At 35.1% G+C, this 14062-nt stretch carries 15 protein-coding genes and 1 tRNA gene; 8 read left to right on the top strand and 8 right to left on the bottom strand.

Annotation, left to right across the window (positions count from 1 at the left end):
* The first annotated feature begins 199 nt into the window (after positions 1–199).
* The 6 genes from E0F91_RS14885 (at position 200) to E0F91_RS14860 (ending at position 6568) form a co-directional block, all read left to right on the top strand.
* Positions 200–976: a tetratricopeptide repeat protein gene (locus tag E0F91_RS14885; RefSeq protein WP_132067239.1), complete on the top strand. Its 777-nt coding sequence runs from the start codon at positions 200–202 to the stop codon at positions 974–976.
* Between the two features lie 105 nt (positions 977–1081).
* Positions 1082–1657, top strand: a complete 576-nt coding sequence (gene ribH, locus E0F91_RS14880; protein ID WP_073350694.1) for a 6,7-dimethyl-8-ribityllumazine synthase — start codon at positions 1082–1084, stop codon at positions 1655–1657.
* Positions 1658–1844: 187 nt separating this feature from the next.
* Positions 1845–3686, top strand: a complete 1842-nt coding sequence (gene mutL / locus E0F91_RS14875) for a DNA mismatch repair endonuclease MutL (protein WP_132067238.1) — start codon at positions 1845–1847, stop codon at positions 3684–3686.
* Positions 3683–4429, top strand: coding sequence for a rhomboid family intramembrane serine protease (locus E0F91_RS14870; RefSeq protein ID WP_132067237.1), 747 nt, complete (start codon positions 3683–3685; stop codon positions 4427–4429). Before mutL ends, E0F91_RS14870 begins: the two co-directional genes overlap by 4 nt.
* A 61-nt stretch (positions 4430–4490) precedes the next feature.
* Entirely contained in the window at positions 4491–5360 is an 870-nt protein-coding gene (locus tag E0F91_RS14865; protein ID WP_132067236.1) for a rhomboid family intramembrane serine protease, read from the top strand.
* Between the two features lie 161 nt (positions 5361–5521).
* Complete coding sequence (locus E0F91_RS14860; protein WP_132067235.1) at positions 5522–6568, top strand: endonuclease/exonuclease/phosphatase family protein; 1047 nt, start codon at positions 5522–5524, stop codon at positions 6566–6568.
* 15 nt (positions 6569–6583) lie between these two features.
* On the opposite strand, the gene E0F91_RS14855 is transcribed toward E0F91_RS14860, so the two are convergent.
* From E0F91_RS14855 to E0F91_RS14820, 8 genes are all read right to left on the bottom strand, one after another.
* Positions 6584–7210 carry a WbqC family protein gene (locus E0F91_RS14855; protein WP_132067234.1) on the bottom strand — a complete coding sequence of 209 codons (627 nt, stop codon included), beginning with the start codon at positions 7208–7210 and terminating at the stop codon, positions 6584–6586.
* Between the two features lie 90 nt (positions 7211–7300).
* Positions 7301–8854 (bottom strand): signal peptidase I, encoded by a 1554-nt coding sequence (gene lepB / locus E0F91_RS14850; protein ID WP_132067233.1) that lies wholly within the window; start codon positions 8852–8854, stop codon positions 7301–7303.
* A gap of 61 nt (positions 8855–8915) precedes the next feature.
* Positions 8916–9644 carry a 4-hydroxy-tetrahydrodipicolinate reductase gene (dapB, locus tag E0F91_RS14845; RefSeq protein WP_132067232.1) on the bottom strand — a complete coding sequence of 243 codons (729 nt, stop codon included), beginning with the start codon at positions 9642–9644 and terminating at the stop codon, positions 8916–8918.
* Positions 9645–9648: 4 nt separating this feature from the next.
* Positions 9649–9849: a hypothetical protein gene (locus E0F91_RS14840; RefSeq protein ID WP_132067231.1), complete on the bottom strand. Its 201-nt coding sequence runs from the start codon at positions 9847–9849 to the stop codon at positions 9649–9651.
* 42 nt (positions 9850–9891) lie between these two features.
* A complete protein-coding gene (locus E0F91_RS14835; RefSeq protein WP_132067230.1) occupies positions 9892–10452 on the bottom strand; it encodes a DUF5683 domain-containing protein in 561 nt (186 codons plus the stop codon).
* Positions 10452–11351, bottom strand: coding sequence for a ParB/RepB/Spo0J family partition protein (locus E0F91_RS14830; protein WP_132067229.1), 900 nt, complete (start codon positions 11349–11351; stop codon positions 10452–10454). The genes E0F91_RS14835 and E0F91_RS14830 overlap by 1 nt, the downstream gene beginning before the upstream one ends.
* A gap of 4 nt (positions 11352–11355) precedes the next feature.
* Positions 11356–12123: a ParA family protein gene (locus tag E0F91_RS14825; RefSeq protein ID WP_132067228.1), complete on the bottom strand. Its 768-nt coding sequence runs from the start codon at positions 12121–12123 to the stop codon at positions 11356–11358.
* A gap of 414 nt (positions 12124–12537) precedes the next feature.
* Positions 12538–12612: transfer RNA gene (locus E0F91_RS14820), tRNA-Pro, on the bottom strand.
* 158 nt (positions 12613–12770) lie between these two features.
* Here E0F91_RS14820 and trxB point away from each other — a divergent pair.
* On the top strand, positions 12771–13718 hold the full coding sequence (trxB, locus tag E0F91_RS14815) for a thioredoxin-disulfide reductase (RefSeq protein WP_132067227.1): 948 nt from the start codon (positions 12771–12773) through the stop codon (positions 13716–13718).
* Positions 13719–13809: 91 nt separating this feature from the next.
* A partial coding sequence (locus E0F91_RS18250; RefSeq protein ID WP_132065327.1) for a helix-turn-helix domain-containing protein occupies positions 13810–14062 on the top strand: 253 nt, incomplete at its 3' end.

Raw genomic sequence — 14062 nt, 5'->3', positions numbered from 1 at the left:
TTTTTGAACAGCTGTTTTAAAGAGGGTGCAAATTATCGAAAAATATCGATAAAAAGGACTTTTCTCTTTTTTCTATGGTATTTATTTCGCCTTTATAAAGAAAGAATTGAGAAGGATATTTTTTTTAAATATAAAAGCATATTTTTTATGTGGGTTTGAATAAAAATTTTATTTTTGCGATTCACTAAATTAAAAATAAATGGCTACTTACAATAAAAGAGGATATAAAGCACCAAAAGAAAAAGAAGTAAAAGGAGAAGGAGTTGAAGCTGTGGTTATTGATGAAAAAGACAGCACAACTGCTGAAGTTTTTTCAAAATTAGATGAAACTGCTACAATAACTGAGGATTGGGTTGCTAAAAATCAAAAAATTATTATTGGATTAGTTGCCGCTGCTGCCCTTCTTACTATTGGTTATTTAGGATATCAAAGGTTTATTGCTGCACCACAACAAGAGGAAGCGGCGAATGAAATGTTTGTTGCACAACAAAATTTTCAAAAAGCAACGGATGGAGTAGCTAGTGATTCTTTGTATAAATTGTCGTTGAATGGATCCGAAGGTAAATTTGGATTTTTGAAAATTGCAGATGAATATTCTGGAACCGATGCGGGAAATTTAGCCAATTATTATGCGGGTATCGCGTATTTGAATACGGGGAAATATACTGAAGCGATTGATTACCTTACTAAATTTAAATCAGACGATATTGTTTTAGGAGCTTTGGCAAAAGGAGCAATAGGAGATGCTTATTCTCAAAAAAATCAACCGAAAGAAGCTTTAGAAAATTACGTAAAAGCTGCTGAATCAAATAAAAATGATTTTACAACACCTCGTTTCTTGTTGAAAGCTGGTAAAACAGCTTTGGCATTAGGGAACAAAGCAGATGCATTAAAATATTTTACAGATATTAAGGACAACTATGAAGCTACCCCAGAAGCGGCTTCAGTTGATGTTTTAATGGGATTAGCACAATAGTAAAAGTGAATTAAGATTGGTGATTCAAGATGGTCGATTTTTGATTTCAAAATTCTATCTTTAACATCTGAAATTAAAAATCCAGAATCATAAAACTACAATCAAATGGCTACCGTAAATAAAAATTTATCGGATTACGATAAAAATTCAGTTCCAAATGCGAAAGATTTTCGTTTTGGAATTGTTGTTGCAGAATGGAATGATACTATAACGGAAGGACTTTTTAAAGGAGCAATTGACGCCCTTTTAGAAAACCAAGTTCCAGCCCAGCACATTATTCGCTGGAATGTTCCTGGTAGTTTCGAACTCATATATGGTTCAAAGAAAATGTTGCAAACACAAAATGTAGATGCTGTAATTGCAATTGGATGTGTCATTCAAGGGCAGACTAAGCATTTTGATTTTGTTTGCGAAGGAGTAACGCAAGGAATCAAAGACTTGAATGTTCAAACGGATATTCCAGTTATTTTTTGTGTCTTGACCGATAATACGATGCAACAGTCCATAGATAGAAGCGGAGGAATTCACGGGAATAAAGGTACTGAGGCCGCTATTGCAGCGATTAAAATGGCCTATATTCGCCAGCAAGCTTCATTATCACATCAAATTGACAATCAACATTTACTATCATCAGGAGCCATTCAAATTGAAGAAGGAAAACCTTTGGAACTGAAGGAATAATCTACAAAAAATTTAATTATTTAACCTATACTGTCCCCTAAATAGTATAGGTTTTTTGTTTTTTTTATGATTAAAGATGCCCGTATTCCCAGTAGAAATTCATTAAATTTGTGCTTCTTGGTTTTGTAATAAACTATAGTCACCCTGAGCGCAGACGAAGGGTTAAACTTTTAACCTAATTTTTTTAATGTCGAGTATAATTCAATTACTTCCTGATCATGTTGCCAATCAAATTGCTGCTGGAGAAGTGGTTCAAAGACCCGCTTCGGTGGTTAAAGAACTCCTTGAAAATGCAGTGGATGCTAAGGCAACGGATATCAAACTAATTATTAAAGATGCAGGAAAAGCACTAGTGCAAGTAATCGATAATGGTTTGGGGATGAGCGTTACTGATGCACGGCTGTGTTTTGAACGTCATGCTACCTCCAAGATTCGTCATGCCGAAGATTTATTTTCGTTGCACACTAAAGGGTTTCGCGGAGAAGCATTGGCTTCTATCGCAGCGATTGCTCATGTTGAAATGAAAACCAAGCAAGAGCAAGAAGAATTAGGAGTGCATATCATTATTGAAGGCAGTAAGTTTGTGTCGCAAGAGGCGGCAGTTTTGCCAAAAGGAACTTCATTTGCTGTTAAAAATTTGTTTTTTAATATTCCAGCAAGGCGCAATTTCCTAAAATCGGATACGGTGGAATACCGTCATGTTATTGATGAATTTCAGCGTGTTGCTTTGGCACACCCAAAAATACATTTCACGTTGTATCACAACGGGAGTGAAATGTTCAATTTGCCACCCTCGACTTTGCGTCAGCGAATCGTTACTATTTTCTCGGGTAAAACCAATGAGAAATTAATACCAGTTCAGGAAGAAACAGAAATAGTAACGATTCAAGGATTTGTCAGTAAGCCTGAATTTGCCAAAAAAAATCGAGGAGAGCAGTTTTTCTTCGTAAATGATCGTTTTATAAAAAGTGGATATTTGCATCATGCCGTGATGTCGGCTTATGACGGAATTTTGAAAGACGGTGCACAGCCTAGTTATTTTTTGAATTTATCAGTGCCCCCAAACACGATTGATATCAATATTCACCCTACTAAAACGGAAATAAAGTTTGATGATGAGCAAGCTTTGTATGCGATTTTAAGAGCCACTATAAAACATGGTTTAGGGCAGTTCAATGTTGCTCCAATTTTGGATTTTGATCGGGATTCTAATTTGGATACCCCCTATCATTATAAAGATTTGGAAGGTGCTACACCAACGATTCAGGTAGATGGTAATTTTAATCCTTTTTCGGAGGCTAAACCCAGCAAGCAATTTTCAAGTTATAGAAAACCAGAACCAACTGCGAATTGGGAAAGTTTGTACGTAGGATTAAAACAAGATACAGACGATATAGCCCACATTACCTTTGAAAATGAAGAGATGACTTCGTCTTTATTCAATGATGAAGACATAGAACATTCAATTCATAAAACGTATCAAATTCATAAAAAATACATCGTTTCATCGATAAAGTCAGGAATGGTAATTGTAGATCAGCAACGGGCACATCAACGTGTTCTGTATGAACAGTTTTTGGTAAATATGACCGTTCATCAAGCTTCAAGTCAGCAGTTATTATTTCCTTTGAATTTATTTTATTCGTCAAGCGAAATGGAACTTATTAAGGATTTGCAAGTGTCATTAAAAAATACTGGATTCGTATTTGAAGAAAATAATACCGATCATATTGTTATTTCAGGAATTCCTGTGAACGTTACGGAAAGCGAAGTGTCGCTTGTTTTGGAGCAACTATTAGGCGATTTGCAAGATGGTATTCCAGAAAGTAGCTTTAGTCAAAGCGATACAATCGCAAAATCCATGGCCAAAAGTTTAGCCGTAAAAACCGGAACACACTTAACAGAAAAAGAGCAGGAAAATTTGGTCAATGGACTTTTTGCCTGTAAAGACCCTAATACGTCCCCTTTTGATAAACCCACTTTCATCACGATGCGTGTGGAAGATTTAGATAAAAAATTTGCACTATGAGAAATGTAACTGAGACCGTAAAGCAATTAATCATCATTAACGTATTGTTTTTTGTAGGAACACTAATTATAAAAGAGCCAGCATATAAGATATTGGCTTTGTACTTTCCTGAAAATCCTAGTTTTCAGCTGTGGCAACCATTGTCGCACATGTTTATGCATGGTGGATTTATGCATATTTTCTTCAATATGTTTGCGCTTTATTCTTTTGGATCTGCTCTAGAGCAAGTGTGGGGAAGCAAAAAATTCTTGTTTTTCTATATTTCTTGTGGTTTAGGTGCGGCTCTAATGCACACGGGAGTGAATTATTACTATTTTCAAGATGGTTTAAATACACTGACGGCAAATGGTTTTCAAAAACAAGAAATCTTGCAAATTTTGAATGATGGAAAAATTAATACAAGATGGCAGGAGATTTTATCGGTATCCGATTTTCAAAATTTCACTAGTGCCTATTTGGGAACGGCAGTTGGTGCTTCAGGTGCGATTTATGGAACTATTGTCGCTTTTGCTTTTATGTTTCCTAATGCTGAATTGGCGCTGATGTTTATTCCTGTCCCAATAAAAGCGAAGTATTTTGTGCCAGGTATCGTCTTAGTGGATTTGTACTTAGGAGTTTCTGGAAAATCTATATTTGGAGGTGGAGGAATTGCCCATTTTGCTCACGTTGGTGGTGCTTTGTTCGGTTTCCTTATTATGTGGTATTGGAAGAAAAATCAATTCAATAAAAACCGCTGGAACTAAAACCCCAAAACTTTTTAAATTAGTATGACTTAACAACCAGCTCTTAATTCCCACTTAGCTTATGACTATTATTGACGACCTGAAATTACAATACAATATAGGAGGAATAGTAACCAAGTTAATCCTTTGGAACGTAGTTTTGTTTGTTTTTCCATGGTTGTTTTTCACTCTTCTATCGCTGTTGGGTTTTCCTATTGATTCTCTTCAATTTGTGAGTTTATCTTCTAATCCGGCTCATTTGCTTTGGAAACCTTGGTCGTTGCTTTCGTATGCTTTTTTTCATAGTGGAATCATGCATATTGTCTTTAATATGATTGTCTTGAATTTTTCTGGAAGATTATTTATGACCTATTTTACGGCTAAACAATTACTTGGATTGTATGTATTGAGTGCTATTTTTGCTGGAATATGTTATATGCTTGTGTTTTATGTTTTAAATATTAGTGCGCCAATTGTTGGAGCATCTGCCGCTATAATGGCTATTTTAGTTGCTACGACAACCTACCATCCTTTAATGGATCTTCGATTACTGATCATAGGAAATGTTAAGTTGTGGCATGTTACGTCGGTCATTATCTTTATTGATTTAATGCAGCTTCGTTCAGAAAATATGGGCGGACACATTTCTCATCTTTCAGGAGCTTTATTTGGGTTTATTTTTATTAAATTGCTTCAAAAAGGAACCGATTTAAGTACTGTTGTTTCACGCATTTTAGAATTTTTTGCAAATTTGTTCCAAAATAACAAAACAACTCCATTTAAAAAGGTACATAAAAATTATACTAAGCCAGTAGAGAAAAGTATTTCTAAAATAATTACTAAAGACAAATCGCAGCAACAAATTGATGAGATTTTGGATAAAATTAGTCAGTCTGGTTATGATAGTCTATCCAAGGAAGAAAAAGAATTTTTGTTCAAGGTAGGAAAGTGATTCTCAAATTCTGGGCAACAGAATGTAGTTTTCATTTTGTAATTTACTGCTGTTTTTAAAAAATAGTAGGCTTTTCGGGGTGCCGAATTAAATTGTTTAAGGTATTTTTGCCTTGCTTCAAATTCACTTTTAGCTATTTGTTTAAATAAAAAAGATAGAAAATGAAAAATCTTTCATGGTTTAATAAAGGAATGTTTGTTTTAAATAGTATCCTAACCTTGGTGACCTTTGTAGCGTACGTATTTCCTTTTTTAGCACCAAAATCATTTCCACTTTTGTCTGTTTTGACCCTTTTTATGCCCCTTTTCTTTATTTTGAATGCCTTGTTTTTTATCTATTGGGCAATTCAATTTAAAAAACAATTGATTGTTTCTGGCTTAGTTTTGTTGCTAGGAATTACCTTTATAAATAAATTTTATAGATTTTCTGAGCCAAAGTTTTCGAAAGAAGAGAAGGATTTCACTGTAATGAGTTACAATGTTCGTTTGTTAAATGTTTTCAAATGGATTGAAAGAGATGATGTGCCTGCTGATATCGTGACGTTTATTAATGATAAAAATCCGGATATTTTGTGCATTCAGGAATATTCACCGTCAGCCAATATTGATTTGAAAGTGTATCCGCATCGGTATATTTTTACTGATGGAGATCAAATTAAAACTGGTCAGGCTATCTTTTCTAAATTTCCTATTCTGAATCAGGGAAATATTATTTTCCCTAACTCTAGTAATAATGTTGTTTTTGCTGACATTAAGAAAGGGAAAGATATTATAAGAGTATATAATATGCATTTGCAATCGATAAAAATTTCACCAGATGTGAATGAAATTGATGAAAATATAGATGTCATTAATCAGCAGAAATCACAAAAGCTTTTTATTAGGATAAGCAAAGCTTTCAAGCAGCAACAGCAGCAAGCAGAGCTGTTCAAGGAGCATAAAATGAAATGTATTTATCCAGTTATCATTTGTGGTGATATGAATAACAGCGCCTTTTCATACGTGTATAGAAGTATTAAAGGGAATATGAAGGATGGATTTGAAGAGGCTGGAGCAGGTTTTGGAGAGACCTATAAATTCAGGTATTATCCTGCTCGAATTGATTATATTTTTGCTGACGAAAAGATGACTGTTAAAAAATTTGAAAGTTTTTCTAATTTTATTAATTCAGATCATTTCCCTATTATGGCAAGATTATCGTATGAGTGATACTAATTGTAAATATTACTTAATAATTAGTTTTTGTTCTCTTAGATAATCCAACGTGTATTTTCCTTCATTAAAAAGTAAATCTAAAATACTTAGGTTGTTAATAAAACCGTGCTTATCATCAAATACTTGGGTATACTTGGCAAATGCTGAGGGGTCTTTTTTTCCATTTACCAAAGGTCTAAAATCAGAAAGCGTAGCGGTGTCAGCGTCCTGAAAATATTCTGTTGTCGTGTTGTACTCTATCTTCATGCGCAAGCATTTAAAGATTATGGTTAATGCTTCAAAGTTTAAATCTAACAAGAATTCTTGTTTTTTTTCAAAAATTGGTCGGATGTCATCTTCAAAAAATTCAAAAAAAGGAGAACTTCGGTAAGCAGCTTCAAGAGATTTGAAATGTTGTTTTTGCCAGTCAAAATCATTTTCAATTCTAACGTCTTTAGTTTTTTGGTGGCTTTCTTTTGAATGTTTTATCGGTATGTTTAGCAATTGAATCCCGTTAGGGCTGTAAATATATGTGCGATTGCGGTTCGTTTGTTTTTGGAAATTATCTTCTATTTCAAACGTAATCGTGTCTGCTTGCGCCAATGCTGCAAAATGACTTAACGATGGAAAATAAGTGGGATGAAGGAGGATGTTCATGTTTGTCTGGAGTTTTTAAAGTTATAAAGTCGAAAGTCACAAAACACAATTGTAGGTGCGCTTCATGACTTTCGACTTTAAGACTTTTGACTAATTTTTTCTTTCTTTTCTTTTTTTCCAAAAATATTCTCCCACAAAGAAAATTACTAAACCAAGTAGGAATAATTTAAAATACGATTGTGGTTGACCTTCCCCACTAACTGTTGTAAAAACTCTGTCCCAACGTATTTTGTTTAATCCTTTTCCATTTGGGTCAATGCTTAGCCAGATAAAAACAGGTTTTCCTACAATATGATTTTCAGGAACAAATCCCCAATACCTGCTGTCTTCAGAGTTGTGACGGTTGTCTCCCATCATCCAGTAGTAGTTTTGTCCAAAAGTATAGCTGGTGGCCACTTTACCATTTATTCGAATCTCTGAGCCGTTAACTTTTAAATCATTATTCTCATAATCACTAATAATTGCGCTGTAAAACGGCAATGTTTCTGTCGTTAGCACAACCGTTTTTCCTTGTTCCGGAATATAAATTGGACCATAATTATCCCTATTCCATTTATTAATGTGTGGGAAAACACCGTTGTCTACGTCTCTAGACACTTGTTTGATAACCGCTGTTATGCCCGGTGTGTTTTTTAGTCGCTGTGCTCCGGCTTCGGTTAAAGCACTCAAAAATAAGGTGTCTCTTTTGGAGTCGTCAGTAAAAAAGGCAGGATCTGTGATGTCCAAATCTTTAAATAAATATTCAAGATTGACTGCCGTTTTTCCGTCTAAAGCCACTTTATAAGAAAACTGTGGTTTGGCTCTTTCTGGTAGCTGTAATAATTTCCCATCAATATAAATCACACCATCTTTTATAGATAAAGTATCTCCTGGTACGCCAACGCATCTTTTGACATAATTGGATTTTTTATCAACCGGTTTGTAAGCGCGTCTTTTTGAAGTGTCAAAAAATTTAAAAACGGTGTCTACGGGCCAGTTGAAAACAACGATATCAGTACGATCAATATTCTGAATTCCCGGTAATCTCATATAAGGCAACTGTGGGTAGGTCAGGTAGGATTTGTTTTTTGTCAATGGAATGGAGTCATGCACCATGGGTAAGGCAATGGTAGTCATAGGGACTCTGGCTCCATAATTCATTTTGCTGACAAATAGAAAGTCTCCTACTAATAATGATTTTTCTAATGACGAGGTTGGAATGGTGAAGGGTTGAATTAAATAGGTATGTACTATTGTGGCAACCACCACTGCAAAAAGCAGTGAGCTAATCGTGTCTGCTGTTTTGTTATGAGGGGTCAAACTTCTGTCTGCTACGTACTCTAATTTCTGAGTATAATTTACGTAATAGATGTAAAATCCAAGTGTAATAATTCCTAAAAAAGTGTCTAATCCAGATCGTTTTCCAAAACTTCTTAAGGTTTCAACCCAGATTACTGGAAAAATAATTAGGTTGATAATGGGTAGGAATAATAAAACAGTCCACCAAGTAGGGCGTCCAATTATTTTCATTAAAACGATAGCATTGTAAACCGGAATAGCGGCTTCCCATCGTTTTCTTCCTGCGCTCTCGTATAATTTCCATGTTCCTAAAAAGTGAACTATTTGTAGAAGAAGGAAAAATATAAACCATTGATATGCTGACATAGTTTTTTGTTTAAAGTTTAAAGTTGTCTCGTTAAAAATTTGCTTAAACAGCCGAATAATTTTATTTTAATTCTAAAACATCTTTCATATTGAAAACACCTTGTTTTCCCACAATCCATTCTGCAGCAATTACAGCGCCTAGTGCAAATCCTTCGCGATTGTGAGCCGTATGTTTGATTTCTATGGCATCCACAGCTGAATTATACGTTACAGTGTGTGTTCCTGGAACAGTCCCAATTCGCTTTGCTTCAATATAAATTTGCTTTGCCAGTTCGCTATCGCTCGGGTGGTCAGTTTCAGGTTTTTCTAAGGTCCACGTATTATAAGAGCTATTTTCAATTACACCTTTTGCCAGGGAAATTGCTGTACCGCTTGGAGCATCCAATTTTTGTGTGTGATGAATTTCTTCCATTGAAACGTTATAACTTTCGAATTTTGACATGATTTTAGCCAAATATTCATTGAGTTCAAAGAAAATATTCACGCCTAAACTAAAGTTAGAACTCGAGATAAAGGCGCCATTTTTTTTATGACAATACGCCACCATTTCATCATAATGCTCTAACCAGCCTGTTGTTCCTGAAATCACGGGTACATGGGCATCAAAACAACTAGAAATATTACTCACTGCAGCTGTTGGAACGCTGAAGTCAATAGCTACATCTGCACTAGAAAGTCCTTCAAAAGTGTTGTGCTCCTCTTTTTTCAAAACGATTTCATGGCCTCTTTCAAGGGCAATTCGCTCAATTACCTGACCCATTTTCCCATATCCTAAAAGCGCAATTTTCATTTGTTTATTTTTTAAATTTTGAATAGTGTAGCAGTCCAGCAAACAAGAGTCCTAGTAGAATTCCAGCAATGAATCCAGAAAAGAAATGGTTCATTCGAATGCTCTCTACGGCTTTAATTTCTGAATAATTTATTAAAGTAATCAACAATAAAACGGAGGTGATGATAAAAAAATATTTCTTACCTATTTTAGTGATTAATGACATAGTGATCGTTTATTTGATAGCTTCCTTCTCTTTGAATTTGGACTAGAAAGTATAATTAAATGTTAGTCCTACATTCGTCTTTAATGTTACATCATTTGGGTAAAGAACGGGTCTTACCGATAAGTTTTCATCGACATTAAATTGTATTAAAGCGGCATCTACATTGGCATCAAGAATATTTAAGGCATAAAATGCCAAAGTAACCAAAGCTGATAAATCGCGGTTGCGTTGGTAGAATTTTTGTCCGGCAATCAATCGATTGTTGTCTAAGAAAGCCAAATCATCGGTAATATATCCCTCTAGTCTGCTTTTGTAAGCATCCCGGTATTGTTGGTACTTCCTGTTGTTGTCAATATAAAAATAGATGCTAGTTCCCAAAGCTCCATATACAAGTGGTATTTTCCAATATTTTTTATTGTAGGCCTGTCCCAAACCGGGTAAAACAGCCGAGTAGAAAGCTGCTTTTGCCGGAGTCAACGGGTCGATATCATTTGATTTCAACGTATCGGTAGCGACCAACAGTGCTTCTGTTTCCGTTTGGGCAACAGCAGTAGAATTTCCTGCAATAAAAAGGAACAGCCCTATGAAAATAATTTTATGCACTACTCGTTGATTAATTTGATAATTCTGTTGAAATCTTCCTCCGAATGAAAAGGAATGGTTATTTTTCCTTTACCATTACCAGCTACTTTTACATCTACTTTGGTGCCAAAATAATTCGTAAAAGTACTTTTTTGAGCATCTGCAATTTCAAATGACGCTGCTTTTGGTTTTCCTGCAGGTTTGGGTTTTAAACTTTCCTGATAGTTCTTCACTAGAGCTTCCGTATCACGTACCGAAAGATTTTGGCTGACAATTTTTTGGTAAATATCCGTTTGAATGTCTTGATCTTCGATATTGATGATGGCACGACCATGGCCCATGCTGATGAAACCATCACGAATTCCCGTTTGGATGATTGGATCCAGTTTCAAAAGTCTCAAATAATTTGCAATCGTAGATCGTTTTTTCCCCACACGTTCACTCATTTGTTCCTGCGTCAATTGGATTTCATCAATCAAACGTTGGTACGAAAGGGCAATTTCAATTGGATCTAAATCATGGCGCTGGATGTTTTCCACCAAGGCCATAACCAATGATTCATTGTCATTTGCAATTCGGATATAAGCAGGTACGGTCTTTAATCCAACTAAAGTGGAAGCACGAAGACGACGCTCCCCAGATATTAATTGGTATTTATTGAAGTCTAGTTTCCGTACTGTTATCGGCTGAATAACGCCCAATTCTTTAATAGAAGTGGCTAATTCTCTAAGGGATTCCTCATTGAAATTGCTTCGAGGCTGAAAAGGATTTATTTCAATCGCTTCAATTTCAAGCTCAATTATATTTCCTACAACTTTATCCGCATTTTTATCGTCAACGGATTTTATATCGTTTTCAGGATCTTTCAATAATGCAGATAGTCCTCTTCCTAGGGCTTGTTTTTTTATTGCTTTTGCCATAAAACTATTTACTGTTTTTCTTTATAACTTCTTGAGCTAGATGCAAATAATTAGTAGCTCCTTTGCTTGTTGCATCGTAGTTTATTATACTTTCTCCAAAACTTGGTGCTTCACTCAGTTTCACATTTCTCTGAATAATAGTCTGAAAAACCATATCATTGAAATGTTTTTGTACTTCTTCAACCACCTGATTGGACAAACGCAATCTAGAGTCAAACATGGTCAATAACAAACCTTCAATGTCTAAATCCGGATTGTGAATTTTTTGGATACTTTTAATGGTGTTCAGCAATTTGCCTAAACCTTCTAATGCAAAATATTCGCACTGAATAGGAATAATCACAGAATCTGCCGCTGTTAATGCATTTAATGTAAGTAATCCTAACGATGGCGCGCAATCTATGATGATAAAATCATAGTCATCCTTGACACTTTCTAGTGCCTTTTTGAGCATATATTCCCTATTTTCTTTATCGACTAATTCGATTTCTATAGCAACAAGATCTATATGGGATGGAATCACGTCCACATTTATAGCAGAACATTTTATGATGGCCTCTTTTGGCGTATGACTGTGTTCTAGAATTTGATACGTTCCTATTTCAACAGATTCGACATCAATTCCTAATCCTGATGACGCATTCGCCTGTGGATCAGCATCAATAAGTAATACTTTTTTTTCTAAAACACCCAATGAAGCCGCAAGATTAACTGATGTTGTTGTCTTTCCAACGCCTCCTTTTTGATTAGCAATCGCGATGATTTTGCCCATTTATTTTTCTAAATTTTGAACCGTAAAAATACAATTATTTATGGTTTCTAAAAATCTATTTTGTTAACATTTGTTAAAGCTTGATTCCTTGTCTTTTGACAGATTACTATTTTTCGAAGGGATTAGATTTTATGGTGCTATTCCAGCTGTGCGCTACAATTTTAATGATTTGTCACTTTAAGAGGTACTTAATTTTTTAGAAGTGGGTTGAGGGTTCTCTTGTTGGTCTTTAATCGCAACAAAAATAGCAGCTTTAAAAATGGTAAAACTTTTCTGTTAAGCAGAGGGAGTTAGAGAAAGAGGATGAAGTACGGTCTAAATTGTAATACTCCTAAACCAATTTTCTACAGAAAGTTTATTTAATGTGTCATTTTTAAACATAAAAAAAGCCGAATATTGCTATTCGGCTTTTTGTCGGGGTGGCAGGATTCGAACCTGCGGCCTCCTGCTCCCAAAGCAGGCGCGATAACCGAGCTACGCTACACCCCGTAACGAGGGTGCAAATATAGAACTAATTTTGAAACTAACAAGTGATATAATCAAATAGGAGAATATTATTTCGGAATAGGTAAAAATGATGTTTTTTTAGTCCAAATTTTTTATTTAAAAACTACATTTGTACTATCAAAAAATAATACAATTTCAATATGTCAGATACAATCGAAAAAATTAAATGTCTTATAATAGGTTCTGGTCCTGCAGGGTATACTGCTGCAATTTATGCCGCTAGAGCAAATATGTTTCCTGTTTTATATCAAGGAATGCAGCCTGGTGGACAGCTAACAACTACTAATGAAGTAGAAAATTGGCCTGGAAATCCTGAAGGAATTACGGGTCCAGAAATGATGGTTGGGTTACAAGCACAAGCACAACGTTTTGGTACTGATGTGCGTGATGGTTGGGCTACACGAGTTGATTTCTCTGGTGATGTTTTTAAAGTTTGGATCAATGATGTAAAAGAATTACACTGCGAAACAGTAATTATTTCAACTGGAGCATCGGCTAAATATTTAGGGTTGCCATCAGAACAACACTATTTAAAAATGGGTGGTGGCGTTTCTGCATGTGCGGTTTGCGACGGTTTTTTCTATAGAAACCAAGAAGTGGTAATCGTTGGAGCTGGTGATTCAGCTTGTGAAGAAGCACATTATTTGTCTAAATTGTGTAAAAAAGTAACCATGTTAGTACGTAGTGAAAAATTTAGAGCTTCTAAAATCATGGAAGAACGCGTTCGCAAAACGGAGAACATTACCATATTAATGAACCACGATACTGTTGAAGTTTTAGGCGATGAACAAGTAGTTACTGGCGTTAAGGCTTTAAATAAAACAACCAACGAAGTTTTTGATATTCCTGCCACTGGTTTCTTCGTAGCGATTGGTCACAAACCAAATACAGATATTTTTAAAGAGTTCATCTCTCTAGACGAAACGGGTTATATTGTCAATACTCCAGGAAGTTCTAAAACAAATGTAGAAGGCGTTTTCGTTGCAGGTGATGCTGCAGATCATGTGTATCGTCAAGCGATTACTGCAGCTGGAACTGGCTGTATGGCTGCTCTTGATGCGGAAAGATATTTAGCTGCTAAAGAATAATTATAGTTAGAAAAGTTACATTGAAAAAGTCCTATTTGCCACAGCAAGTACACTGCCCCCAAAAAGTTAGACACTATTTGGGGGCATTTTTATGGAAAGAAAAGTCAAGTATGAATACACATTTAAGCTTGAATGTGTAGAATTAGTTATCAAACAGCACAATTCCTGTGTATCTGTAGCTAATAAAAAGATGGTTCATAGATCCAGTATTAAGAAATGGGTTAGATTATACAATTATTATGGTGAAGATGGATTAATACCAAGGAAGAACCGTAGTTATAGTGATGCATTTAAATTCAATGTTTTACAATCAATTCAGAAAGATTCTTTGTCATTATTGGATA

The sequence above is a fragment of the Flavobacterium sandaracinum genome (assembly GCF_004349135.1).
GTDB lineage: Bacteria > Bacteroidota > Bacteroidia > Flavobacteriales > Flavobacteriaceae > Flavobacterium > Flavobacterium sandaracinum.
The sequence above is the reverse complement of the archived record's forward strand: the minus strand, read 5'-3'. Positions and strand labels throughout refer to the sequence as shown.